Source organism: Pseudomonadota bacterium (genome assembly GCA_011049115.1).
Taxonomy (GTDB): domain Bacteria; phylum Desulfobacterota; class Anaeroferrophillalia; order Anaeroferrophillales; family Tharpellaceae; genus DSCM01.
The window spans coordinates 1-24,153 of sequence record DSCM01000010.1; the positions used below are offsets into that span (position 1 = coordinate 1).

A 24,153-nucleotide genomic window follows, 5' to 3' on the forward strand; every position below is an offset into this window, starting at 1 on the left:
GACGATGCCGATCAGGGACTGGAGGGCGGCCCTGAACCAATTCTCAATCATATTTGAAGGCCGGTTACCGGTTTACTGACAACTCAAACCCGGACCGTTTACACAAAATGCTTTACAGGCCCGCGACTAGAACTTCTCGCCCTGGAAAGGGAGAACCGCGCCTTGCGCGTTCGGCTGGAGGACAAAACGGCGGCCCGAACGGCGGCCGCGCTGGCCCTGGAAGAGAGAGACCCGCTTTCACGTTTTCGCGGACAATGTCCAGGCGGCGATTTATGTTATCAACGAGCAGGGTCAAAACCTGTACGCCAATCATTTCATGGCCACCTTGTGTGAGTACGACCGGGAGGAACTGTCGCGGCTGCCGATTTTCGCGCTGGCGCACCCGGACGGAAGATCGCGACCTGACCATCAGGCGCACCCGGGCGCGCTTCGACAAGGAAGCGCCGTCAACTCCGTACGATGTAAAAATCGTAACCAAAAACGGGAACGTTAAGTGGGTTGAGCTTTGCGCGCAAAACCTTGAACTGCATGGGAAAAGCGTGATTCTGGGCACGGCCGTCGACATCACGGCCAGGAAAAAAAGCGAGGCCGCCCTGAACTGCAGCGAAGAGAGGTTCAGGGCCTTCACCGAGAATTCACCGGTAATGATCTACACTTACGACAGCCGGGGCTATTTCACTTATGCCAACAAGCTGTGCGAGAAGGCGACCGGCTACGCCCGGGAAAATTTACTGAAAATGCACTTTTCCGCTCTCCTCGATGACGCCGACAAGGAAATCGGCCGGCAACAAGCCGTGGCCCGTTTCGCGACGAGCGAGCAGATCCCTTCCTGGGACTGTCTGATTTGCAGAAAAGACGGCACGCGACGGCGCTGGGAGCTTTCCGGAATCAGGCTGGAGGATGACCACGGCGAACCGATGATTCTGGGCAACGCCATCGACATCACCGACAGATTCGCGGCGGAGCAGGCCCTGAAAAAAACCAAGCTGTCCCTGCGCGATGAACAGGAACAGTTGCTGACCACCCTGCGCAGCATCGGGGACGCGGTCGTCACCACCGATCTCGAAGGTCGCGTCGTCCTGCTGAACCGCGTCGCGGAGAAGCTGACGGGCTGGAGCCAGAACGAAGCCCGCGGGCGACGAATCGGCGAAGTCCTGGAACTCGTCCGGGGCCACAGCGCGGAAAACGCCGCCCACCCCCTAGCGCAAGCTATCCAAGGGGTGGTCCTGGAACCGGAAGAGGATACCATCTTGCGTTCACGCCGGGGGCAACCGTTATAAAATCGCCCACAGCGCGGCGCCGATTCACAATGAAAAAAGTGAGATCATCGGCGGAGTCATGGTTTTTCGTGACATCACCGACCGCGTCCGCCTGCGGGAAGAGGTGCTTAAACTCAAGAAACTTGAAAGCGTCAGCCGGCTGGCCGGCGGCATCGCGCACGACTTCAACAACCTGCTGACCGGAATAATCGGCAATATCGAGGTCGCCGGTCAGCGTCTGGCTCCGCCGCTTGACGCACGGGTCCGCCCCAATCTGGAAAAAGCCCTCAAGGCCGCCCAGCGGGCCGCCGGACTGACACAAAAATTATTGTCTTTCGCCAAGGGCGGCGAACCGGTCAAGGAAACCGCTTCACTGGTCGAAATCATTCGCGAATCCGCTGAATTTTCCCTGACCGGAGCAAAAATCGCCCTGCAGCTGGAGCTGCCCGCGCAGCTCTGGGCGGCCGAGGTTGACGCCGGCCAGATCAGCCAGGTGATTCAGAACCTGGTACTTAATGCGGTTCAGGCCATGCCCCAGGGCGGCGTCATCACCATCAGCGGCGCCAATCTTGAGCTGAACGCACCGCGAGCCGCGGGTCTGCCCCTCAAGCCCGGCCCCTATGTGAAAATCTCGGTGCGGGATCAGGGCTGCGCTATCCCCTCGGATCTGCATGACAAAATTTTCGATCCCTTCTTCAGCACCAAGGAACAGGGCAGCGGTCTGGGCCTGTCGGTGATTCACGCGATCGTCGCCAAGCATTGCGGACACATCGAAGTCCGTTCGAAACCGGGCCGCGGCACGGAATTCACCGTCCTGCTGCCGGCTCTCGGCCTCAGCCTGCCCGCCCGGGGGGAAAACGCCGGTGACAAAAGAACCCGAAATCGCGGCAAAGCGGATTCTGGTCATGGACGATGATGACGCCATTTGTGAAATTCTTAGTGAACTTCTCTGTGCTTACGGTTGCGAGGTGGTGGCCGTCGGCGACGGAAGACAGGCTCTGGAGATCTATCAACAGCAACATTTCGACCTGGTCATCATGGATCTGACGATTCCCGGAGGTCTGGGAGGGCGCGAAACCATCAAGCTGCTCAGAGCCTGTGATCCCCAGGTGAAAGCCGTGGTCTCCAGCGGCTATAACAACGATCCGGTCCTCGCTGATTATAAGCGCCATGGGTTTTGCGGCGTTCTCAACAAACCTTATATTGTTGAAGACCTGCAAAAACTTCTGCACAGGGTGATGACCTGAGGCGAGCAGCCGGAAGAAACCCACGCCTCGTTTTTAATCGCCGTCCGGCATCAGGCTTTTGGCTCGGCTGAGAATTGCTTCAGGGTTGTCCACTCCGGCCGCTTCGAGAAAGTTTTTCAGTTTCAGGACACAGATCGGACAGGCCGAATGAAACTCGCCATAGGCTTCCTCCAGTGGATCCACCATGTCACTGCAGAAATAGCAGGCTTCGTTCGCGCTGTCATAGAGATCCATGATGTCGTCGGCAAAAACCGGAACTATCTTCTCGATGTCGTCTTCCTCCAGCGGCGTCAGCCCCAACATGATTTTCAGTTCAAGCAAAACATATTTCTTGATGGCGGCAAAAGCTTCCGGGCCGATAGCATTCAACTTGCGATCAAGTTCGGCCAGCGACGCCTGAATTTCCAGCCAGGATTGCTCATCCTCGACCGAATTGTCCAGAGTCCGGCGCCGCGCCAGAATCTCCGTAATATCGACGACCTTCGCCGCCATGGGCTTCCTTTTTTCACTCTTGCCTAAGGGTTGCGGATCCGACCGTAGCCTCCAGCGCAGAGGCTACGGCCACGCCGGCGGCGTTAACACCGGGTCAAATCCGTTGTCAATCGTTATTTCATGACCAGCCACCGCCGACTTAAAAAACCTGCCCAGAAAGTCCCAGGGTTGCGGCCACAACTCAGTCTTCCTGCCAGTGACCAAGATTGCGGGGCGGCGGAGCCACTTTGAAAACCTCCTCCGGGGTGGTCAGGCCGGCGGCCACGGCATGGGCTCCGCTCAAGCGTAAAGGGCGCATGCCGTCACGGACCGATTGCCGCCGCAGAACCTCCAGATTGACGGAAGAGTTGATCAGCTCCACCAGATCCGGAGTAACCAGCATGATCTCAAAAATCGCGGTACGGCCAAGATAGCCGGTACGCCGGCATTCGGGACAGCCGACGGCGTGATAGACCAGTTCCGGCCGCCGAATCTTCCACGGAGCGGTCAGCAAATGCCACTGTTGACGGTCAAGGGGACCCGCTTGTTTGCAAAAGGGACAAAGGGTGCGCACCAGGCGCTGGGCCGTGATGCCAAGCAAGGTCGCCTGCAGCAGAAAATCGGAAACCCCGAGATCAAGCAGACGGGTGATCGCGGAAGCAGAATCGTTGGTGTGCAGGGTCGAAAGCACTAGATGACCGGTCAGGGAGGCCTGCACCGCAATTTCAGCGGTTTCCAGATCACGAATCTCGCCGACCATGATGATGTCCGGGTCCTGGCGCAACAGGGTCCGAACCCCACTGGCAAAGGTGACCCCGATGGCGGGCTGAACCTGCATCTGGTTGAGTTTGGGGTCGACGATTTCAATCGGGTCTTCCACCGTACAAACGTTGAGCTCGGGTCGGGCCAGATGCCTGAGGGTGGCATACAGGGTGGTCGTCTTACCCGAGCCGGTCGGTCCGGTAACCAGAATAATCCCATGCGGATTCTCGACCATGCCCCGCCAGGTTCTCAGCTCTTCCTCGCTGAAGCCTAGGTCTTTAAACGATTTCTTCAGGGCCTCGGGATCGAAGATCCGCATCACCAGCTTTTCGCCGAAGGTGGTCGGCATGGTTGACAGCCGAAGCTCGACCTCCTCACCCTGAGGAGTAATGGTTTTCAGACGACCATCCTGGGGCCGGCGTTTCTCAGCGACATCCATGCGCCCTAAAACCTTAATTCGACTGGTCACGGCCGTCATGACGTTGAGCGGCACCTGGTAAATTTGGTGTAGAACCCCATCAATGCGAAAGCGAATATTGCCGCTCTCGCGCCGGGGCTCAAGATGAATATCGCTGGCCCGCTGATCAAAAGCGTACTGCAGGAGCCAGTCGACGATATGAACCACATGCTGGTCGCCGGCATCAAGCTTGCCGGCCCGGCCCAGGGTGACCAGTTGCTCGAAATCGGAAATCCGGGAAACCGCATGCTTCCCGTCGCTGGCACCACGCACCGATTCGGCAAGGCTGAAAAACTCCTGCCGATAGCGCTGAATATCAACGGGATTAACGATTACCCGTTCAATATCCTTATGCAGAACCTGACTTAGTTCCTTGACCCAGTCATCGACAAAAGGCTCAGCCGTGGCCATCACCACCCGATTTTCCTCGACCTTGACCGGCATGATATTGAAACGATCGATATAGGCACGCGGCAGGTTGAGACCGGTAATGGCGTGAACTTCAAGCTTCAGAGGATCGATCCGCAGATAAGGCAGACCGGTTTTCGCGGCCAGCCAGCCGGTCAGCTCCTCCACCGTCAACAAGCCGCCCGGAGTCCGCCGATCGGTAAGCTGCAGGGCCCCGATCAGAGCCAGGGGATGCAACGGCAACCCTCTCTTGATCTGAGCGGAGCGGCGACAGTTTTCGGCGTCGTCCGGGCCGATAAAACCATCGTCCTGAAGCTCGCGCAGGAGAAAATCGAGTTCCAGGGGCCGGCCGTGCAGGCAGCGCGCGGCAAAAATCGTGATCCCTTCAAGGTCCATGGTTCTTCCTGAACTGATAAAATGAGGGCCGCGACCACCAAGCCGGACCGATCCATACTCCGGCCTGCACCATACACCGACCCAACAACCGCCGTCAAGCCGCGAATCATGGGCGCCCGCCCGATAAAATCAGCTTGACAAGGCCCCGGCAAATCCCTATTTTAGCGCCATGAGAATTCGTTATAACGCACCGGTTACTTTAACCCTGGCCCTTTTCTGCGGCCTTGCCATGGCTGCCCACCAACTTACCGGAGGAGCGACAACCGCGACCTTTTTCACCGCCTACCCCGGCCTGCAAGGCCCGATCCCCCTACATTACATCCAGTTTTTCACTTACATTCTGGGACACGGCAGTTTTCCCCACCTGAGCGCCAACCTTTCCCTGCTGCTGCTGATCGGACCCCTCAACGAGGAAAAATTCGGCTCCGCCCTGCTACTGGAAATGATCCTGGTCACAGCCCTGCTGACCGCCCTGCTAAACGCCGTTTTTTTCAATACCGGCCTGCTCGGAGCCAGCGGCATTGTCTTCATGCTCATTCTCCTGAGTTCCTGTGCCAACATTCGGGCCGGCGAAATCCCGCTGACCCTGATCCTGGTCGCCCTGCTCTATCTCGGCAACGAACTCCACGGCAGCTTCGGCAAGGACAACATTTCCCAGTTCGCGCATCTGACGGGCGGCGTTGTCGGCGCCTTTTACGGCCTGATCCGGGGCCACCGGCGCTAAACCGAGAAACGGACCCACCCGCGAATTTCCCGCAACCTTTTTCGGAATGATGACGGAGAAAAAACATGTCTGAAAAAAAAATATTTGTCCTCGACACCAATGTGATCCTGCATGACAGTTCCTCGCTCCAGCACTTCGCCGACAACGACATCATCATTCCGATAACCGTACTTGAAGAGCTCGACAGCTTCAAGCGCGGCAACGAAATCATCAATTACCATGCCCGTGAATTTGTCCGCACCCTGGACGAGCTCTGCGGCGACACGATCTTTGATCACGGGGTCTCGCTCGGACCCGGCCGGGGCAATATCAGCATTCGCCTTGACGAAGAACTGGCCCCGGAAATCAGCACCAGCTTCAGCCCCGCCAAGAAGGACCACCATATTCTCAATCTCGCCTTCATCATCAGCCGGCAGCATCCGGAACGAAAAGTCGTTCTCGTGACCAAGGACGTCAACCTGCGCATGAAGGCCAAGGCGGTCGGCGTCCTGGCCGAGGATTACACCAGTGACCATATCAAGGATATCAAAACCCTTTATACCGGCACCCGGACCGTCGCCGGCGTAAGCGATGAACTTATCGACCGCGTCTACGGCGACACCGCCCCCTTGGGTCCGAATGACCTGCCTTTGGAAAACCCCCTGCGGCCTAACGAATATATCATTCTGCGCTCAACCGGCAAATCGGCCCTGGCCGCTTATGACGCCGACAGCGGCCTGCTGCGCCGCGTTGAAAAAAGAAGCGTCTCCGCGATCATGCCGCGCAACGCCGAGCAGATTTTCGCCTTCGACGCCCTGCTCAACCCCAAGGTTCCCCTGGTCACCATCTCAGGCAAGGCCGGCACCGGCAAAACCCTGCTGGCCCTGGCCGCCGGCCTGGAACAACGCAGCCTCTACCGGCAGATCTATCTGGCTCGACCGATCGTCCCCTTGAGCAACAAGGACATCGGCTATCTGCCCGGCGATATCAGCTCCAAAATTTCGCCCTACACCCAACCCCTGTTTGACAATCTCGGCGTCATTCAGGCCCAGAATCGCGAAGGCAAGAACGCCCCCCATTTCCGCGATCTGCTGGAGGAGGAAAAGCTGGTAATTTCCGCGCTTTCCTATATTCGCGGTCGCAGCCTGGTAAAGATTTTCTTCATTGTCGACGAAGCCCAGAACCTGACCCCGCATGAGGTCAAGACCATTATCACCCGGGCCGGCGAGAACACCAAAATTGTCTTTACCGGTGATATCTTTCAGATCGACCACCCCTATCTCGACAGCCATTCCAACGGCTTAAGCCATATCATCGCCAAGATGCAGGGAGAAAAGCTCTACGCCCATATCAATCTGGAAAAAGGTGAACGCTCGCAACTGGCGGAACTGGCCAGCAACCTGCTTTAGAAGCGAGACCTTCGCGCAGCCGCCGGACCGGCGCGGACTGCGGGCGCCGGCGTTACATCGCTATTTATAAATTTACCTGGAAGCGGAAACCAGGAGACAACCTGTAAAGCACGAAAAGGAGATAATCATGGCGGAAACGGTTGACGAGATAACCCTGAACTACGAGGAGGACGGCCAGCAGCTGGTCAAGGAACTTGACAAGGAGATTCTGACTCGTGGAGCCTGGACGACAATTCTTTTCCGTTATCGGCAATGGGATAAAAAAACCGAGGCCTTCGGCAAGGACCTTTTCACGATCAGGCGCTACCGTAAGGTTCAGGGCAACTATCTGCCCCAATCAAAATTCAATATTTCAAACCGGGAGCAGGCGGCCAAGATTGTCGCGGTTCTCGAAAAATGGCTGGCGGCCCAGAAAGGGTAAGGGCCCCGAAACTAATGCGGGAATAAACCCCGCAAACCAAGAGGCCTTGTCGGCCCGCAAACAAGTACTTTCATCAGATCATTTTCTTGTTTTTTCAAACCGAAAATAATCTGTGCGGCACTAAAAAACAACCGTTTCAGTCAATAACCAAAACGACAGGAGAAAACAAACATGGCGGCAATAAAAATTTTACTATGGAGCGGAGTTTTTCTTTTTTCAGCCCTGGGCCTGGGCGCGGCGGCGACCACGAGCGCAACCGACACGAGCCCCTATCCCCTGGTAATCATGGAAACCAGCCTGGGAACCATGGAAATAGAGCTTTATCCGGACAAGGCGCCGATCAGCGTACAGAATTTCCTCGACTATGTCGATGCCGGTTTTTATGACAACACCATTTTCCATCGCGTCATTCCCGGCTTCGTGATTCAAGGCGGCGGTTTTGATCAGGAAATGAACAAAAAGGAAACCCGGGCACCGATCATAAATGAAGCCGACAACGGTCTGCGCAACCTACGGGCTACCCTTTCCATGGCTCGCACTCCGCAGATCAACAGCGCCACCAGCCAGTTTTTCATCAACCTCAAGAATAACAGCGCCCTTGATCACGGGAGCCGGGATTTCGGTTACGCCGTTTTTGCCAAGGTAGTCAAGGGCGTCAGCGTGATTGATCAGATTGCCGGGGTTAAAACCACCACCAGGGGATCGTATCAGGATGTTCCGGAGGCAGCGGTGCTGATTATTTCAGCCCGCCGGGCGCAGACCGCAAGTCCGGGCAAATAGCTGACCCGGACGACCGGATCAATGTTGAGATTCCCGGCCACCTAGACAAGCGTTCCGTGCGCGGGGGATGCTCCCGGCACGGATTTAACGCCGCCAGAAAGTGGGCATGAAAAGCACGACCACGGTATAAAGCTCCAGACGGCCGGCAAGCATGGCAAAACTCAGAACCCATTTGATGGCATTGGGAAAATGAGCATAGTTGTCGGTCGGTCCGACCAGGCCGAAACCGGGTCCGATATTACCAAGCGTGGCCAGCGCCGCCGAAAGTGAACTGAGCAGATCAATTCCGGACAGGCTGACGACAAAGGTCACCAGCAGAAGCATGGCGATATACAGAAAAAAGAAGCCTGAAATCGCATAGACGATGTTCTTACGCACAACCTTGCCGGAAAAACGCAAGGGAAAGACCGCCTTGGGATGAATCAAGAATTTCATCTCATTGACCGCCTGTTTGAAAAGCGTGACAATCCGGATCACCTTGACGCCGCCGCCGGTGGAACCGGAACAGCCCCCGACAAACATCAGCAGCAACATAATCGCCTGGGCCATGTAAGGCCAGCTTTCGTAGTCCGCGCTCGCAAAGCCGGTGGTGGTCAGAATCGAGGCCACCTGAAAAGCGGCAAAACGCAAGGACTCGATCGGACTTCGATAGACCTGGTTAAAGTAAAGCCCACCGGCGACCAGCAGACTGGCGCCGACAAAAATCAGGCCATAGGCTTTCAGCTCGGTATTGCGCAAGAGGCTGCGGAAATCACCGGTCAGCAGCCGGAAATGCAGGACAAAATTCATTCCCGCCGCCACCATGAACAACGTGATCACCCAGTCGATATAAGCGGAGTCATAATAGGCCACGCTGGCGTTGCGCGTGGAGAAGCCACCTGTCGCCAGGGTCGCGAAGGTATGGGTCAGAGCGTCGAAAAAATCCATGCCGCCAAACTTCAGCAGCAGGGTTTGCAGCACTGTCAACCCCAAGTAAATATACCAGAGATACTTGGCGGTCTCGGCGATGCGCGGGGTGATCTTATCAACCGTCGGTCCCGGGGCCTCGGCCTTGACCAATTGCAGCCCCCCCACGCCCAGCAGGGGCAGGATAGCCACCGTCAACACGACGATACCCATGCCTCCGAGCCAGTGCGTCAGCGACCGCCAATAGAGCAGCGCCCGGGGAAGCGCCTCGATATCCTTGAGAATTGAGGCCCCTGTCGTGGTAAAACCGGAAATTGTTTCAAAATAGGCATCACAAAAAGAGGGAATGCTGCCGGAAAGATAAAAAGGCAACGCCCCGAGCAAGGCGACCGCTCCCCAGCCTCCGACCACGAACAGAAAACCATCCTTGAAGGAAGGCTGACCCCGACCGGAAGCCCGGGTCAGCCACAAAAAAACCACCGCCCCGAAGGCGACGGTCAGGATCGGCCAGGCAAAAGAGTGAATCACCGCCGCCTCCCGGTAGAACAGGGCCATGCCCACCGCCGTCAGCATGAAGGCGCAAACAATCAACAGCAGATAACAGACAATTCTCAGAATAATCAGCGGATGCATACCGGTTCGCCCTGCTCCATCAATGTAAAAAGAGCTCTTCCAGGGAATCGACCTGCTCTGATTTGGCGAAGGTCACGACATTATCACCGGCCTCGATCACAAATTCACCATGGGGAACAAAATTTTTACTGCCCGCGCCCTGCGGCCGGTTGACCGCGACCACCAGCGAACCGTTGGGCAGGGACAGCTCCTTGATCATTTTGCCGACCATGCGACTGCTGTTTCCCACCGTAAATTCAATAGCTTCGGCCTTGCCGTCGAAAATCGAATGCACCCGTTTGACGTTGCCCCGCCGAATATACTTGAGGATGGCGCTGACGGAGCTGGCCTTGGGGCTGACCGTGGCGTCAATTCCGAGTTTATCGGCGATATTAAGATAGCTTGATTTGTTGACCACCGGCACCACTCTCTTGACCCCCATGCTTTTGGCGTAAATCGCCGTCAGCATGTTCAGGGCCTCGTCCGGAGTCGTGGAAACCAGAAGATCGGCCAGATGCAGCTGTTCATCCTCGAAGAGCTTTTCATCGGCAATATCCTCATTGATGACCAGGGCTTCAGGAAAACGCTCCGCCAGATATTTACAATGCTGGTAATCCTTTTCCACGATCTTGACGCTGCGCCCGGTGGCCAGCAGGAATTCTGTTACATAGCAGCCGATTTTACCGCCGCCGATGACCACGACATGGTGCAGTTTATGACGAAAACGTCCGGTCCGGGCAAAAATGCGCTCCATGCTGTGATGGCTGGAAACAATATAAACCCGATCTCCTTCATAAATCACGGTGTCCCCGTAAGGAATAATCACCTCGTCGCCGCGACTGATTCCGGCGACAATAAAATTATAACGGATTTCGTGGCGGAGTTCGCGCAGGGTTTGGTTACGAAAGGGCGATTTTTCATCGATAAAGATATTGCGCAACTGAATATCGGTATCCTCGAAAAGCAGCACCTCGCCGGTCGCGCCATAGGCAACGACATTCATGATCGCGCGGGCGGCCTCAACTTCCGGATTAACCACATAATCGATTCCCAGCAACGAATGGCTCAAAATTCCGCTGCGGCGATACTGAACACTGCGCACCCGGGCGATTTTGGTTTTAACCTTGAACTCATTGGCCACCATCAGGCAGGAAACGATGTTGACCTCGTCCAGGTTGGATACCGCGATAAAGGTATCGGCTCCTTCAACCCCGGCCTCGGCCAGGGTTGAAGGATTGCTGCCCTCTCCCTGAACCACCAGACAATCCAGATGGTCCGCGACAAATTTGGCCCGCAGCGGATCTTTTTCTATCAGAACGACATCCTGATGGCTGGCTACCAACTGTTCAGCGAGGTGAAAGCCGACCTCGCCGGAACCGGAAATAACGATTTTCATCCGTCGTACTCCCCCATTGCCGGAATCAGACCATAACTTAACTTAAGCTTCGCAGAACTAGCAGACCGGAAATTGAAAGTCAACCAAGCACGCCGGACGGGACCTCCGACCAGAAAACAAAAAGGGTTGACAAGGACGGTCAATCGGAATAGAAATTCAGCGTGTTGCAAGGCTGTGGGCAAACGCCCAAAAGGCCGTTTAAACCCCTGCGACAGAGAAAATCAAGGTCTGCTTCCACCAGAACAAAGCGGTTCGCACAGACATCGATGGTCGAAAAAAACCCGGGCCCGGAGAACTTCTCATTCTCATTCCAGGCCCGGGTTTGCCGTCACTATGGGGTGAGTAGAGGGGGTCGAACCCTCGACCTCAGGAGCCACAATCCTGCGCTCTAACCAACTGAGCTACACCCACCACAAAAAAACTCCGCCGTTAAAAAACCGGCGCGAAGGGGACACTAAATAATGGAAAACCGGCCTTCTGTCAACCTGAAAATATGCCGGATCACCGTCCGTTAAACAAAAAATTCGATCGGGCACCACCGCCCGCGCCTGAACCGAGAACTCAAAGATGAAAATTCTACTTCATTGCTGCTGCGGACCCTGCGCGATCTACCCGATCGCCCAGTTGCGCCGCCAGGGCCATCAACTCCGAGCCTTTTTTTACAACCACATCCATCCCCATACGGAATGGGAAAAACGGCGGGCGACCCTGGCCGACTGGGCGGCGGCGGAGAACCTGCCGCTGATTGTCGATGAACGTTACCCCCTGCTTGAATTTCTCCGCAATGCCGCCTTTCGCGAAACCCGGCGCTGCCTGTTCTGTTATCATGACCGCTTGGAAAAAACGGCCCGCATCGCCCATAAAAGCGGCTATGACGCCTACACCACCACCCTGCTTTACAGCAAATTTCAACAGCATGAAAAAATTGTCGAACTCGGCCGGGAAATCGGACACCGCTACGGGGTCGAATTTTATTACGAGGATTTCCGCGCCGGCTGGCGTGCAGGCATTGAGATTTCAAAAGCTCGAGGAATGTACCGGCAGCAATACTGCGGTTGCATTTACAGTGAAGGGGAACGCTATCTGGGCAAACCGAAACTTTACGCTCACAGCGCGTCCGAAGACCCGCTGCAAGCGTAAAGCCCGATTCATCTAATGCGGAAGCGAGCCCCGCAACCCAAAGGGGTCTAGCGGCCCGTACCTAAAGGTATTTCCGTTAGTCACAAATAAGTACTCTCATCAGGCCCAGCAGAGCGGGATAAGTTTCTTCATCGGGACATCCCCTTCGGGGATAACCCGTGAAGCACTTAACATTTTCTTGTTTTTGCGGTTGAAAAAATATTGAAAAAAAACAAGAACCTAACCTGGAAGGCTCTAAAAATCATCAAAATCATCCTGATCATCATCGAAAGGAATGATCTGCGCGGGTGTGGTCTTGGCCGGCAAGGCCCGTTTCCCGGTCGCTTTCCGGGATGGAAGCTTCGCGCTCCGCAGACCGCGCTCCTTAGGCTTGCGTCCGGCAACCGTAGGCTTGTTGCGGGAAAATCCGCTGTCCTGGCTGCCCCCGATCACCGCATTGATCTGATTCGTCATCTCACGCAACATCTCGGCCTGGGCGTTGAGCTCTTCCGACGCCGCCGCGGTCTCTTCAGCCGTCGCCGCATTGCCCTGGGTCGTTTTCTCAATCTCGCTGATCGCGTTGGTAATCCGATTAATGCCTTCCGATTGTTCCCCGGACGCCGCGGCAATTTCTCCGACCAGGCTTTTCACCTTGGCGACATGGCCGACCACTTCTTCCAGAACCTTGTCGACCTCGGCCGTCAGTTCAACCCCCTGATTGGCCTTGCCGACTGAATCCTGGATCAGGCGCGAGGTTTCGGAGGCCGATTCAGCACTGCGCTTGGCCAGATTACGAACCTCTTCGGCAACCACAGCAAAACCGGCACCGGCCTCTCCGGCGCGCGCGGCCTCAACCGCCGCGTTTAAGGCCAGCAGGTTGGTCTGAAAAGCGATTTCCTCAACCACCTTGATGATCTTCGCCGTATCATCCGAGGATTTTTTAATCTCACCCACCGCCGCGTTCATGCGCACCATCACCTGCTTGCCCTTTTCCGTGGCCTAATCCATCTGCCCGGACAAAAGATTAGCCGAGTTGGCGTTTTCCGCGTTGTGGCGGGCCATGGAAGCGACATCCTCGAGCGAAGATCCGGTCTCTTCCGCCGCCGCCGCCTGTTCGGATGAACTTTCCGCCAGGATCTGACTCGAACCGGAAATCTCGTGCGCGGCCAAGGTCACCTGATCGGCGGCTTCCTTGAGTCCGCCGACGGCCTGCTCCAGAGGCCTGGTCACCGTCCGCAAGACCAGAACCAGCACCAGACAAATAATCCCGAGCAGGGCCAGGGACAGCAGGGCGATATTCCACTTGGTCCGTTCGCGCAAGCTGAAACGCTCACTCGCATCATAAACATAAACCATGACTCCGATCTGCCGCTGCTGGTAATCCTTGACCGGGAAAGCCGTCAGCATGTAATTGCCCCGGTATTCCTGAGCAACCCCCTCCCGGCCACGATCCAGAAGGCTGGAAGGCACCAGACCATCACTGATCGCCGCCGCCGTGCAGGTGACCCGCACATATTTGCCGCCCACGACCGGATATTTGCCCTGGTCTTTAAGCAGGGTGGCGATGGAAAGAAACTCGCTGTTCATGTAGACCGCGATGGTTTCGTGCCGGTTGGCGATTGAGCTCTTTACCAGAGGATCGTAACTGGAAAGCACTTCCACCGAACCCAGATAACGGCCCGCGACCGTCCTGACCGGGGCGATTCCGCGCAGGGCAAAGCCGCCGCGCCCGATCTCGATTCCGGTCAGGGCTTTATGCGGCGGCGTGGCGATTTTGCCGATGGTCTCGCGAAAGGAACTCATGTCATCGGCTTTGCTCTGTCTTTTATCCCAGAGATGTAAAAAACTGCGACTGGTCGGCAGGTGAAAATGCAGTTGAAAACTCTCAAGCCCCAGGGTCTCAAGATAGCCTTTCTCAATAGGGGATAAATAGTTCAGCAGCAGGGCCCTGCCCTGAGCCACGTGCGGGTCTTCATCGACCCTCAAGTCACCCTTGTGGGCCTCTTATAGGCCTAGAGCACGGCTTCGGCCTGCCCAAAAAGGGCGGCCTCGGCCAGAGCCTTTTCGGCAATCTGCTGCTGCCGATTTTCAATATCGACGACTTTAGCGGCCGCCAGTTTATTATCGAGGCTGTCTTCAATCAGACGATTCAGGGTCATGCTGCCGAGGACAAAGATGGCGACCGCGAAGACAATCGTCACCAGCGTTATCGGAATCAGGATTCTGGTGCTGAGCTTTCTCTTTTTCATGGTCCACCCCTTTTTTTTTAGCCTTTGCTGTAAGAGCGGATAAAAAAACAACCTAACCTGTACGAAAGTTTACTCCAAAAGCGAGAATGCCCCCGCAGCCCCGAAGCTATCGGCAGCCACCGTATATAATTTCATAAATACTTTCAAAGAAAACAACTCTTCCGCCGCTTAAACCACCCGGCCGGCCCGACGCAGGCGGGCCACGATTCGCCGCCGGCCCATGGTAGTGATGATCTCAAAGATTCCGGGGCCGGCCAGTTGGCCCGTGACCATGGTCCGGACCCCATTGATAATCACTCCGGGCTTAACCCCGACCTCGTCCGCCAGCCGGCGCATGGTTTCTTCAACCGCCGCCTCGTCAAAAGCGGGCAAGGCTTCGAGACGCTCCGCCAGCTGCGGCAGCCACTCCCGCAACCCGGGAAACTTATCCAGATTCTTATGTCTGGCCTTTTCCTCGATAACGACCTCTTCATCATCACTGAAGTAGGGCCGGCCGAGAGTGGCGAAATCGGTCAGCAAATGATAACGGGCGCGAATCAGGTCAACCGTCGCCAAGAACCACTCCCACTCCGCGTCGTCATAGGCCTCGCGCCAGAGACCGGCCTTCTCAAGTTCGGCCCGGACATAGGGCGCCAGCTCCGCCAAGGGCATCGTCCTGAGATAATGGGCGTTCATGTTGATAGCTTTGGGATCGGTAATGAATTTAGGATCATTCTTGTCGACATTAAAAATCGCATTGGCGCGATTCAGACCGGCGAAGTTAAAGGCCTCCAACAGTTCCTCGTAAGAAAAGATTTCCCGCGACTCGGGGTTGGACCAGCCCAACAGCACCAGAAAATTGACCAGCGCCCAGGGCAGGAAACCATGCTCGCGGTAATAGTGAACCGCCACCAGCTCGCCATGACTGCGTTTTGAGATTTTCGCTCTCTGCGGATCAAGAGTCAGGCTCATATGCGCGAAAACCGGCAGTTTCCGGCCCAGGGCTTGATACAAAAGAATCTGTTTCGGAGTATTGCCGAGACCATCCTGCCCGCGAATGACATGAGTGATGCGATCGCGAACGTCATCAACCACATTGGAAAGTAAATAAAGAGGTTGTCCGTTGGCCCGGACAATGACAAAATCCTCGATATCATGATAGCGTTTGCTGATGGTGCCGTAGACGGCGTCATCAAAGACCACGGCTCCCTCTGTTTCCGGAACCTTGAGACGAATAACGTAGGGCTCACCGGCCGCCTCCCGGGACGCGACTTCATCCGCGCTCAGCCGGCGGCAGCGGCGATCATAGCGAAAATCATCCTTCGCGGCCCGCGCCTGTTCTCTTTTGGCTTCAAGTTCCTCCTTGGTGCAAAAACACTTGTAGGCATGGCCGGAAGCCAGCAGCGCGGCCGCCGCGGCCTGATGCTCCGCAATAAAATCCGATTGATAAAAAGGCCCCTCATCCCAGTCGATACCAAGCCAGACAAGACCATCGAGAATACCCTGAGTCATCTCCGCGGTCGAACGCTCGGTATCGGTATCCTCAATTCTCAGGATCAGTTTGCCATGATTCTGACGGGCATAAAGCCAGTTCAGGATCGCGGTGCGGGCCCCGCCAATATGCAAATAGCCGGTCGGACTCGGCGCAAAACGCACTCTTATTTCTTCACTCATCACTTTATTATCAACTCCACCTTCCCCATTAAGCATAAACTAATTCACCGGCGGTTACATAAAAAACCAGGCTTCCGTTGCGAAGCTTTCTTCCGGATTCGCTATTTTCTTGCCAAAACCAGCCTGTTTACGGTAGTGTTCGCCTTTTACCAAAAAGCATCAGGCCGCACCTGAACACATCGTATCGATGTAAATTACAGGTAACTATGCAGCCATCCCGGAAAATCGGGGGACACGATCCCGATTTCTTGCAGAGATCAGGTCATGTCCTCTGCTTTTCCTGATTTTCACATCTCAATACAAGCTGAAATCAGCGGCGTTGAATAGTTACAATTGCAGTTGCATTGAAAAATATAGTCTACTTGAAAGATATAGTCCAATTTATAAACCATGTCCCAAAAAACTACAACCGAGATTTTTGTCATCCCCGAGGCCTGGCGCCAAGGCTGGCTCAAGGATGACCCCTGGCAACGGATAATGTCCCTGAGCGGTACGGTCTACCGGGAAAAAGACGGCCGCCGGACCCTGCGTTTCACGATTGCCGGGCAAAGCTATTTCGCTAAACTTCATCAAGGCCCGGGCTGGCGGCTTTTTCTGAAGAATCTGCTGCGCCTGAAAGGTTTCAACCCCGGCGCAGAACCCGAATGGCGAGCCATCGAATGGCTCGAAAAACTCAAGATTCCAACCACGCCTCTGGTTGCCTGGGGTCGCCGGGGACAAAACCCTCTGACCCGGGAATCATTTGTCATCACCCGCGAGCTGAAAAACACGGAAAGCCTGGAGGACTTCTGCCTTTCCTGGAAAACCAACGCTCCGGACCCGGTTCTCAAACGCCGGCTGCTTTCACGGGTGGCAAAGATCAGCGGCACCCTGCACCGCGCCGACATGAATCATTGCGACCTCTACATCTGTCACTTTCTGCTTGAGCTCGAAAACGGCCAGGTCCGGAACCCCGCCGACCCGATTCTGCATCTGATCGACCTGCACCGTGTCCGCCGACACCACCATCTGCCCCGACGCTGGCGAATCAAGGACCTTGCCGCCCTGTATTTTTCCAGTTTTGAAATCGGTCTGACCCTGCGGGACAAGCTGCGCTTCATCTCGCTTTACAGCCGACAACCCTGGCGCGTGGCCCTGGACCGAGAAGCCGCTCTCTGGCGGCGGGTTGAAAAAAGAGCGCAGAACTTTTACCGCGAATACCAGCGCCGGGGGCCACGATGAAAATTCTTCTGGTCCAGACCAGTTTCCTCGGCGACACCATCTTATCAACGCCGCTGATCGCGGCCATAAAACAGCTCTACCCGAAATCAGAGCTCTGGATGATGACCACCCCCCTGGCCGCCGACCTGGTCAAACGTGACCCCTTGCTGACCGGAGTGTTGCCGTTCGCGAAACGAGGTTCGGCCACAGGCCTCGGCGGCCTATGGCGACAAGCCTTACGCCTGCGGCAACAAAATTTCGACCTGGTCTTTTCCCTGCATCGCTCGGCCCGCACCAGCCTGCTTCTGGCCTGGAGCCGGATTCCCCACCGCATCGGCTTTGCCGGCGCCAAGCTGGCCTTTTTCTACTCCGAAACCCGACCCCGACCCCTGGACCGACATGATGTCTTGCGCAACCTCGCCCTACTTCAGGATGAATCGAACGCCACACCGACCCTGAAATTTTCGGACGAGCTCCGCCTCTTCGCTCCGGGAAAAAACGAACTGCCCGAAGATCTGCAGACAGCCTTGCCGGCTCCCGGCAGCTACGCCCTGATGGCCCCGGGCAGCGCCTGGGAAACCAAAAGATGGTCTACCGGCGGCTATCGGGAAACCGCCCGCCACCTGATCAACAAAGGGTTAAAGGTCGTGCTGATGGGAAATCGGGAAGAAGTTGAAATCTGTCATGAGGTCGCCGCCGGTCTTGAGGTAATCAACCTGGCCGGCCGGGGCAATCTCGACGCGGCCCTGTATCTGACCAGGCACGCCCGTCTGATGGTCTGCAATGACAGCATGGCCCTGCACCTGGCTTCAGCGTTCAAGATTCCGACCGTGGTCATCTTCTGCGCCACGGTTCCCGAATTTGGTTTCGGTCCCTGGCGCAACCGGGCTCTGATCGTCGAAAAAAAAGGGCTCGCCTGCAGGCCCTGCGCCCGCCACGGCAGCCGGGCCTGCCCGAGAAAAACTCGGGCTTGTATGGATCAGTTGGCGGCAGAGGAGGTCCTGGCGGCGATCGATCGGCTGTGTGATGAGCTTCAGGCCTGAAAAAACGCTTTCCGCTAGCAGGGCAGACTCAGGCTGGAGCAGAGCTGCAGCAGCTGTCTTTGCGAAAACGGTTTTTCCAGCACGTCCATGACCACCGGGAAGCGTTTGCTGACCCGGAACCCTTCATTCAGGGTTCCGGTCATGATCAAAACCGGAATCTTGATCTTACGAGCCTGCATTTCACCCAGAAATTTTTCCCCGCCCATCTTCGGCATCACCAGATCGAGAACGATTATGTCAAATGAAAAACGCGGCAACAAAGCCAATGCGGCCTCACCATCGCCGGCGACCTCAACCCGGGCTCCGTGCAGTTCCAGCAGGACCTTGACACTATCGCGCAGAAGCTCTTCGTCCTCAACCACCATGATGACCCGGCCCTTCAGATCCTGCAGGGGTCCCTCCTTACCCGCGACCGCGGGCAGCCTTTTTGCCGACTCGCTGCCGACCGGCAGATAGACGGTGAAAGTACTGCCCGCGCCGAGCTCGGAATGGACTGTGATGATCCCTCCATGATTGACGATCGTACGGTAAGCGATGGCCAATCCCAGACCGGAGCCTTTGGTGCTCGTCCATTCCTTGGTGGAGAAGAAAGGATCGAAGAGATGGTTCATCATGGCCGGAGCAATACCGCAACCGTTATCCGCGATACTGATCTCACCGTACCATTTCCCCTCCTGCAGATTGAGACGCCGGCCCAGATAGGTGTCGACAAACCTGGCTTTTGCGACAATCCTGATCTGGCCGCCCGTCTCCACCTCCGCCAGGGCATCTCCGGCGTTGAGCACGATGTTTAAAATCGCCTGCACCACAGTTGATTTTTCCAGTTCAAGTTTAAGCTCATCGCTGTCTTCAAGACAGACAAAAGAAATCTCGGCCGGCAGGGTCGGGGGCACGAGTACCATGACCGCTTCGATCAACTCCGCCACATTTATAGGCTCGGTAAGCCCGACCTCCTTGCGCGAAAACATGATGATCTGGCGGGTCAGATCGGCCGCCTGAGTAAAAATCTGTTTCACCTTCTCGACATAACGACCCGCTTTTTCCGGAGACGAGACCAGCATCACTTCAATCAACTCCAGATTCCCCTGCATGCTGGCGAGCAGATTGTTGAAATCGTGGGCAAAACCGGCGGCCAGAATCCCGACGGTTTCCATTTTCTGAGCCTGAACAATAACCTCGGTCTGACGCTCCACCTCCTTATGCAGAAATTCGCTGTAGATCTCGACTTCCCGCTGCAGCCGCCGTTCCTCGCTGATATCATGCAGATTACTGATATAACCAAGCTTACGGCCACCCCGGAAAATCTCGGAAAAATTCTGGCTGACTTCCGCCCTCGGTGAATCCGGCCCCTGACGATAAGTCACCACTCCCTGCCAGCGACCATGATCGGCCAGATATTTAAAGAGATTCTCCGGCAAACCCTTGCTCCGCCCTTCGGCGCCGCCGGCAAACAAATCCCCGCTTTTCGCGCCGGCGTCTTCCCCGACAATCTCCAGGTAAGCCTGGTTACAGAAAAGCCGACGGCCCTGTTCGTCGAGAATCAGGACCCCATCTCCACTGGATGCCAGAGCGGCTTGGTAAATGGCATTTTTCTGGACCGCCCGGCTCAGCCGGCTGAACATGTAAACCGCGAAAAAAACCACGGCCAAAATGAAGGCCACGCATAAAGTAATTACCGGCAGCACCAGACCAAACATGAGTCGGTCGGTTTTTTCCCGGGGGGTGGCCACCATGATCGTCCAATCCGGCTTGATGAGGGACATTTTTTTAAACGTGGCCAGATATGAAACCGCCTCCCCCCCGGTCAGGATATCCAGATTCGTCGAAAAGGCGCTGCCATTGGCTAGGGCGGCGGTTACCAGGGGAAGTTGCGCGTCGTCGACCAGGCAAAGCTGGCCGTTCGGGAAAAAAGCGGAAGACAGGCCGTAAGCCGGATAAAAAAGCTTCGCGAGCAGTCCCGGCAAAGAAGAAAAAGCAACTTCACCACGATCATCAACCACGACAATTTCGCGGCTTTTCTCCAGCGCTAGACTCCGGCAAAAGGAGGAAAACATGAAATCAAAATTATAAGGCACCAGTATCATTCCGACATATTCACCCCGGAAAACTATCCTTTTACTGAAAACGATGACGGGCACCGGCCTGACCCGGAAAAGCTCCGGTACATATTGCATTAGAACCGTCAACCGTTCTTGAATCTGTCCGTCCTCGCCCGCAGCCGAGAATTCACCTTCAAAATGCTGCCACTCGTAAATCTCATGCAAAGGTAAACCCAAGGGCATAAAATCACCGTCGGATCCGGTATAGTAAACCTCACCGTCGGCCGCCACGAAAGCCAGATGGAAAATTTCGGGATAGATTTCCCAGAGCAATTTAAAACGGCTGGAAATCAGTCCCCTGACATCTTCCGCCTGAACAGTCGTGGAGTTGAGCACCGCGGTCACGGTCTGCCGCACGCGTTTAAGATAAAGCTGGAGATTATCGGAGACCCGCTCGGCAAGCATGCCCTGTTCTTTTTCCATTTTGGAAATAAAATGGGAGGTGAAATGATCATAAAGAAGATAGCTGCCCCCACAAAACAGACTCAGAAGGAGCAGGAGCACGAGAAAAAATTTGAGATAAGTCAGTTTTTCCATAGGCTTCGCATCATCAGATTTCCAAGTCCCTAAAAAGCAGCCAAGCCATCGAAGTAAACAAGGTCGCCGGGGTGCAACCGGCGGACCCGTCATTTAATAAACGTAATCACCTATTAATATCAAGTTATTTTTCGGCCACCGGCGGGCACCCGGCTTTTTCCTTGACTTCCGGCCAGGGTTCGTTGTAGCCAGAGGCATGACTATCTCCGCCTCCTTCGTCCTCTACTTGGCTACTTTCATCATGGGAGGCTGCGGCCTCGCCTATGAATACACCCTGAGCCGCGTCGCCGCCGACCTGCTCGGCAACTCGGCCCGCCAATGGGCCCTGGTAATCGGAGCCATGATGTTCTGCATGGGCATCGGAGCCGATCTGCAGAAAAGACTTGACGACCAGCTGCTGCTTGACAAGTTCATCGGGGCTGAAATACTCCTCGGCATTCTGGGCGCCATCGGGCCGCTGGCGCTGCTGTTCACCTACGGCATGGCTCCGGGATACTACATTCCGGTGCAGTATGCCTTCATCTGTGGCATCGGCCTGCTGCTTGGGTTTGAGTTACCGCTGATCGCCCGCCTGAACGAAGTTTACACCAGCCATCTCAAGGTCAATCTGGGCAAGGTTCTGAAGATGGATTATATCGGCGCCCTGGCGGGCGCCCTGACCTGGGTCTTTTTCCTGCCCAAATTCTTCACCCTGATTGAAAGCGCCTTTCTACTTGGTCTTTGCAACCTGGCCGCCGCCGCCATTCTGTTGGTTTACTTTCATGTCCGGGTCAGTCTGCGCGGCCGCCTCTGGAGCCTGCTCCTGGGCGCAACCCTGTTTTTGATCTTCGGCTTCGCGGACGCCAGGGGCATGACCTCTCATGCCGAGCAATACCTCTATCGCGATCGTATTATCCTGAGCCGGACAACCCGCTTTCAGCATATCGTCCTGACCCGCTCGAAAGCCGCCGAGATTTCCTGCTATATCAACGGCAACCTGCAGTTCAACAGCTCCGACGAGCATCTTTACCACGAAAATCTGGTCCACCCCGCCTTCGCCCTGGTCCCGGAAGCCCGCCGCGTCCTGATCCTCGGCGGCGGCGACGGTCTGGCCGCCCGCGAGGTGCTCAAATATCCCGGCGTCACGGAACTGGTCCTCTGCGACCTGGACGCGGAAATGACCAGCCTGGCCCGCAACCACCCTGAGTTCCTCAAACTCAATCAGGGAAGTCTGGTTGATTCCCGGGTCAAAATCCTCGAAAATCACAGTCTGACCCCAAAACCCGGAAGTAAAGACCTTCTGGTTTCCAGCCAAAAAAGAGAGTTTCGGCAAGACCCGCGCAAGGTCGCCGAGATCAGCCTGGTCCACCTCGACGCCGCCTTGCTGGTTGAGCAGCTGGCCGGCAAATTCGATATCATCATCGTTGATTTTCCCGATCCCAACAGCGAGGAGCTGACCAAACTCTATTCCCGAACTTTCTACCGACATTTGGGTGAACGGCTGGCCCGCGACGGCATCTTCGTTCAGCAGGCAACCTCACCCCATCACGCCCGTGAGGCCTTTCTTTGCATCGGCCGCAGCATGACGGCTGCCGGCCTGAGTGTCATTCCCTACCACGATAACATCCCTTCGTTCGGCGAATGGGGCTGGTGGCTGGGTGGTCGCGGGGAAAGCCGGTCGACCACCCAACTTAAAGAGAGCCTTAATGAAATTATCGATTTAAAAATACAGACCCGGTATCTGACCCCGGCCCTGATCAAAAGCTCACTCAATTTCGGCAGAAATTATTTGGAGACCGCAGAAACCGAGATAAACACCCTTGCTAATCATAAATTATTAACCTATTATCTGAGGGGATGGCAGTCCGGCTATTGAATCGCAACCTGCTTGCCGCAACTCTGAACGCAGCCGGGTTTTTGTTTTTGCCGAACCCGCAAAACTAAAACTAAGGGGAAGCTTACGCATGAATGAAAAAATTTTCAAAATCTTGGCCGGAATCTTCTTTTTTCTGGCCTTGATTTCCTTTTTCTGGCCTGCCGGCCGGAGCGAAAAACAATACAACGTCAACGTCCAGACCATGGTTTACGCCGCCGACGGCCTGGATCTGGCCTGTATCGGCGCGCTTTTGCAGAAAGCCGAAGACGCGGCGGCCCTGGAGCGCCTTCTCAATGACCCGCAAACCGGCATCAACAACCTCGATCTCAACGAGGACGGACAGGTCGACTATATCAAGGTGACCGAATACGGCAGCCAGGAGAGCAGGGGCTTTTCCCTGACCGTGGAGCCCGCCGCCGGCGAAACCCAGGAAGTCGCCACCATCGCCATAGCCAAACAGGGCTCCGACAAGGTCGAGGTCGAAGTTCAGGGCAACCCTCAGATTTACGGGCAACAGCACTATTATCACAATAGTTTCGGCTTGAGCGACATGTTGTTCATGGCCTGGCTTTTCCGACCTCATTCCTTCTACAGCTCCCCTTGGGGCCACGGCAACTACCCCAATTCCTACCGGCCCTACAGTCCGGTTTCCCAGGAGAATTATCAACGCCGCACCGCCGGCCAGAGAAATCTGAGAAAAGTCACGGCCAGCAACATACAGAATCGGGAAACCTCGCCCAACGCCGGCAAAAATGCGGCCCGGGGCATCAAAAAACCACTGCGGCAACCAACCGCTTCACAAAGAAGTTTTCAGCAACGCAACCCCTCCAGTCAGTTCAAGGGCACGGCTTTCGGGCGGCCCGCGACCCGGCCTACGCTCCCTTCGGTGCGCCGCAGCAGCGGCTTCGGTCGCAGCGGCGGGCGCTTCGGCGGCAAATGAGCCTGACAAACCGGCCCGGTAAAAAACACACCCGGCCGGCACAAGATTTAAACCCTGCCAACCATTGAGGAATCAGACATGTTCAGTTTCTTATCTTTCAGGCCCATTCTTGACCTGCTGCAACCGGTGGCGGCCACTTATCTGCTCGCCATCCTGGCCATCATGGTCATCGGCAAACTGATTCACAACCGGGTCGCCGGCTACGACCTCGATCATGAACTTACCAGTCGC

21 protein-coding genes, 1 tRNA gene and 1 pseudogene are annotated in these 24,153 nt (G+C 55.8%); 13 read left to right on the plus strand and 10 right to left on the minus strand.

Annotation, left to right across the window (positions count from 1 at the left end):
- Positions 1 to 223 precede the first annotated feature (223 nt).
- From ENN66_00990 to ENN66_01005, 4 genes and pseudogenes are all read left to right on the plus strand, one after another.
- A pseudogene (locus ENN66_00990) lies at positions 224 to 493 on the plus strand (PAS domain-containing protein).
- Positions 330 to 1,280: a PAS domain S-box protein gene (locus tag ENN66_00995; GenBank protein HDS15210.1), complete on the plus strand. Its 951-nt coding sequence runs from the start codon at positions 330 to 332 to the stop codon at positions 1,278 to 1,280. Before ENN66_00990 ends, ENN66_00995 begins: the two are co-directional and overlap by 164 nt.
- A 58-nt stretch (positions 1,281 to 1,338) precedes the next feature.
- A complete protein-coding gene (locus tag ENN66_01000) occupies positions 1,339 to 2,175 on the plus strand; it encodes a hypothetical protein (protein ID HDS15211.1) in 837 nt (278 codons plus the stop codon).
- Positions 2,123 to 2,506: a response regulator gene (locus ENN66_01005; protein ID HDS15212.1), complete on the plus strand. Its 384-nt coding sequence runs from the start codon at positions 2,123 to 2,125 to the stop codon at positions 2,504 to 2,506. The genes ENN66_01000 and ENN66_01005 overlap by 53 nt, the downstream gene beginning before the upstream one ends.
- A 33-nt stretch (positions 2,507 to 2,539) precedes the next feature.
- Here the strand turns inward: ENN66_01005 and ENN66_01010 are convergent, their stop codons facing one another.
- The gene (locus ENN66_01010; GenBank protein HDS15213.1) at positions 2,540 to 2,998 is read right to left on the minus strand and encodes a hypothetical protein; all 459 of its coding nucleotides are present in this window, start codon (positions 2,996 to 2,998) and stop codon (positions 2,540 to 2,542) included.
- Positions 2,999 to 3,179: 181 nt separating this feature from the next.
- The gene (locus ENN66_01015) at positions 3,180 to 5,000 is read right to left on the minus strand and encodes a type II/IV secretion system protein (GenBank protein ID HDS15214.1); all 1,821 of its coding nucleotides are present in this window, start codon (positions 4,998 to 5,000) and stop codon (positions 3,180 to 3,182) included.
- A 169-nt stretch (positions 5,001 to 5,169) separates the two neighbouring features.
- Between ENN66_01015 and ENN66_01020 the strand changes: the two genes are divergently transcribed.
- From ENN66_01020 to ENN66_01035, 4 genes are all read left to right on the plus strand, one after another.
- Positions 5,170 to 5,724: a rhomboid family intramembrane serine protease gene (locus ENN66_01020; GenBank protein ID HDS15215.1), complete on the plus strand. Its 555-nt coding sequence runs from the start codon at positions 5,170 to 5,172 to the stop codon at positions 5,722 to 5,724.
- Positions 5,725 to 5,789: 65 nt separating this feature from the next.
- Positions 5,790 to 7,112, plus strand: a complete 1,323-nt coding sequence (locus tag ENN66_01025; protein HDS15216.1) for a PhoH family protein — start codon at positions 5,790 to 5,792, stop codon at positions 7,110 to 7,112.
- A 127-nt stretch (positions 7,113 to 7,239) separates the two neighbouring features.
- Positions 7,240 to 7,533, plus strand: a complete 294-nt coding sequence (locus ENN66_01030) for a hypothetical protein (protein HDS15217.1) — start codon at positions 7,240 to 7,242, stop codon at positions 7,531 to 7,533.
- Between the two features lie 171 nt (positions 7,534 to 7,704).
- The gene (locus tag ENN66_01035) at positions 7,705 to 8,313 is read left to right on the plus strand and encodes a peptidylprolyl isomerase A (protein ID HDS15218.1); all 609 of its coding nucleotides are present in this window, start codon (positions 7,705 to 7,707) and stop codon (positions 8,311 to 8,313) included.
- An 84-nt stretch (positions 8,314 to 8,397) separates the two neighbouring features.
- Here ENN66_01035 and ENN66_01040 read toward each other — a convergent pair whose 3' ends face one another.
- The 3 genes from ENN66_01040 to ENN66_01050 form a co-directional block, all read right to left on the minus strand.
- Entirely contained in the window at positions 8,398 to 9,852 is a 1,455-nt protein-coding gene (locus ENN66_01040) for a TrkH family potassium uptake protein (GenBank protein HDS15219.1), read from the minus strand.
- Between the two features lie 19 nt (positions 9,853 to 9,871).
- On the minus strand, positions 9,872 to 11,227 hold the full coding sequence (gene trkA, locus ENN66_01045) for a Trk system potassium transporter TrkA (protein ID HDS15220.1): 1,356 nt from the start codon (positions 11,225 to 11,227) through the stop codon (positions 9,872 to 9,874).
- A gap of 334 nt (positions 11,228 to 11,561) precedes the next feature.
- A tRNA-His gene (locus ENN66_01050) sits at positions 11,562 to 11,638 on the minus strand.
- Between the two features lie 156 nt (positions 11,639 to 11,794).
- Here ENN66_01050 and ENN66_01055 point away from each other — a divergent pair.
- The gene (locus tag ENN66_01055) at positions 11,795 to 12,367 is read left to right on the plus strand and encodes an epoxyqueuosine reductase QueH (protein ID HDS15221.1); all 573 of its coding nucleotides are present in this window, start codon (positions 11,795 to 11,797) and stop codon (positions 12,365 to 12,367) included.
- 234 nt (positions 12,368 to 12,601) lie between these two features.
- Here the strand turns inward: ENN66_01055 and ENN66_01060 are convergent, their stop codons facing one another.
- From ENN66_01060 to ENN66_01075, 4 genes are all read right to left on the minus strand, one after another.
- Positions 12,602 to 13,321: a hypothetical protein gene (locus ENN66_01060; GenBank protein HDS15222.1), complete on the minus strand. Its 720-nt coding sequence runs from the start codon at positions 13,319 to 13,321 to the stop codon at positions 12,602 to 12,604.
- Positions 13,322 to 13,345: 24 nt separating this feature from the next.
- Complete coding sequence (locus ENN66_01065) at positions 13,346 to 14,332, minus strand: methyl-accepting chemotaxis protein (protein HDS15223.1); 987 nt, start codon at positions 14,330 to 14,332, stop codon at positions 13,346 to 13,348.
- Positions 14,333 to 14,358: 26 nt separating this feature from the next.
- Positions 14,359 to 14,595: a hypothetical protein gene (locus tag ENN66_01070; protein HDS15224.1), complete on the minus strand. Its 237-nt coding sequence runs from the start codon at positions 14,593 to 14,595 to the stop codon at positions 14,359 to 14,361.
- A gap of 168 nt (positions 14,596 to 14,763) precedes the next feature.
- On the minus strand, positions 14,764 to 16,248 hold the full coding sequence (locus ENN66_01075; GenBank protein HDS15225.1) for a glutamate--tRNA ligase: 1,485 nt from the start codon (positions 16,246 to 16,248) through the stop codon (positions 14,764 to 14,766).
- Positions 16,249 to 16,638: 390 nt separating this feature from the next.
- Between ENN66_01075 and rfaP the strand changes: the two genes are divergently transcribed.
- Together rfaP and ENN66_01085 are read left to right on the plus strand one after the other, a co-directional pair.
- The gene (rfaP, locus tag ENN66_01080) at positions 16,639 to 17,469 is read left to right on the plus strand and encodes a lipopolysaccharide core heptose(I) kinase RfaP (GenBank protein HDS15226.1); all 831 of its coding nucleotides are present in this window, start codon (positions 16,639 to 16,641) and stop codon (positions 17,467 to 17,469) included.
- Positions 17,466 to 18,491 (plus strand): glycosyltransferase family 9 protein, encoded by a 1,026-nt coding sequence (locus ENN66_01085; GenBank protein ID HDS15227.1) that lies wholly within the window; start codon positions 17,466 to 17,468, stop codon positions 18,489 to 18,491. The genes rfaP and ENN66_01085 overlap by 4 nt, the downstream gene beginning before the upstream one ends.
- A 14-nt stretch (positions 18,492 to 18,505) precedes the next feature.
- Here the strand turns inward: ENN66_01085 and ENN66_01090 are convergent, their stop codons facing one another.
- Positions 18,506 to 21,220, minus strand: a complete 2,715-nt coding sequence (locus tag ENN66_01090) for a response regulator (GenBank protein HDS15228.1) — start codon at positions 21,218 to 21,220, stop codon at positions 18,506 to 18,508.
- A 103-nt stretch (positions 21,221 to 21,323) separates the two neighbouring features.
- Between ENN66_01090 and ENN66_01095 the strand changes: the two genes are divergently transcribed.
- Both ENN66_01095 and ENN66_01100 read left to right on the plus strand, forming a co-directional pair.
- A complete protein-coding gene (locus ENN66_01095) occupies positions 21,324 to 22,982 on the plus strand; it encodes a polyamine aminopropyltransferase (protein HDS15229.1) in 1,659 nt (552 codons plus the stop codon).
- Positions 22,983 to 23,070: 88 nt separating this feature from the next.
- Positions 23,071 to 23,922, plus strand: coding sequence for a hypothetical protein (locus tag ENN66_01100; GenBank protein ID HDS15230.1), 852 nt, complete (start codon positions 23,071 to 23,073; stop codon positions 23,920 to 23,922).
- Positions 23,923 to 24,153: the final 231 nt, after the last annotated feature.

What these genes read in the sequence shown, in the direction of transcription:
- ENN66_01000 (HDS15211.1), top strand. Translation starts at nt 1,339, where the DNA reads ATGGTTTTTCGTGACATCACCGACCGCGTCCGCCTGCGGGAAGAGGTG.
- ENN66_01010 (HDS15213.1), bottom strand. Translation starts at nt 2,998, where the DNA reads ATGGCGGCGAAGGTCGTCGATATTACGGAGATTCTGGCGCGGCGCCGG.
- ENN66_01015 (HDS15214.1), bottom strand. Translation starts at nt 5,000, where the DNA reads ATGGACCTTGAAGGGATCACGATTTTTGCCGCGCGCTGCCTGCACGGC.
- ENN66_01020 (HDS15215.1), top strand. Translation starts at nt 5,170, where the DNA reads ATGAGAATTCGTTATAACGCACCGGTTACTTTAACCCTGGCCCTTTTC.
- ENN66_01025 (HDS15216.1), top strand. Translation starts at nt 5,790, where the DNA reads ATGTCTGAAAAAAAAATATTTGTCCTCGACACCAATGTGATCCTGCAT.
- ENN66_01030 (HDS15217.1), top strand. Translation starts at nt 7,240, where the DNA reads ATGGCGGAAACGGTTGACGAGATAACCCTGAACTACGAGGAGGACGGC.
- ENN66_01035 (HDS15218.1), top strand. Translation starts at nt 7,705, where the DNA reads ATGGCGGCAATAAAAATTTTACTATGGAGCGGAGTTTTTCTTTTTTCA.
- ENN66_01040 (HDS15219.1), bottom strand. Translation starts at nt 9,852, where the DNA reads ATGCATCCGCTGATTATTCTGAGAATTGTCTGTTATCTGCTGTTGATT.
- trkA (HDS15220.1), bottom strand. Translation starts at nt 11,227, where the DNA reads ATGAAAATCGTTATTTCCGGTTCCGGCGAGGTCGGCTTTCACCTCGCT.
- ENN66_01055 (HDS15221.1), top strand. Translation starts at nt 11,795, where the DNA reads ATGAAAATTCTACTTCATTGCTGCTGCGGACCCTGCGCGATCTACCCG.
- ENN66_01060 (HDS15222.1), bottom strand. Translation starts at nt 13,321, where the DNA reads ATGGTGCGCATGAACGCGGCGGTGGGTGAGATTAAAAAATCCTCGGAT.
- ENN66_01070 (HDS15224.1), bottom strand. Translation starts at nt 14,595, where the DNA reads ATGAAAAAGAGAAAGCTCAGCACCAGAATCCTGATTCCGATAACGCTG.
- ENN66_01075 (HDS15225.1), bottom strand. Translation starts at nt 16,248, where the DNA reads ATGAGTGAAGAAATAAGAGTGCGTTTTGCGCCGAGTCCGACCGGCTAT.
- rfaP (HDS15226.1), top strand. Translation starts at nt 16,639, where the DNA reads ATGTCCCAAAAAACTACAACCGAGATTTTTGTCATCCCCGAGGCCTGG.
- ENN66_01085 (HDS15227.1), top strand. Translation starts at nt 17,466, where the DNA reads ATGAAAATTCTTCTGGTCCAGACCAGTTTCCTCGGCGACACCATCTTA.
- ENN66_01090 (HDS15228.1), bottom strand. Translation starts at nt 21,220, where the DNA reads ATGACGGGTCCGCCGGTTGCACCCCGGCGACCTTGTTTACTTCGATGG.
- ENN66_01095 (HDS15229.1), top strand. Translation starts at nt 21,324, where the DNA reads ATGACTATCTCCGCCTCCTTCGTCCTCTACTTGGCTACTTTCATCATG.
- ENN66_01100 (HDS15230.1), top strand. Translation starts at nt 23,071, where the DNA reads ATGAATGAAAAAATTTTCAAAATCTTGGCCGGAATCTTCTTTTTTCTG.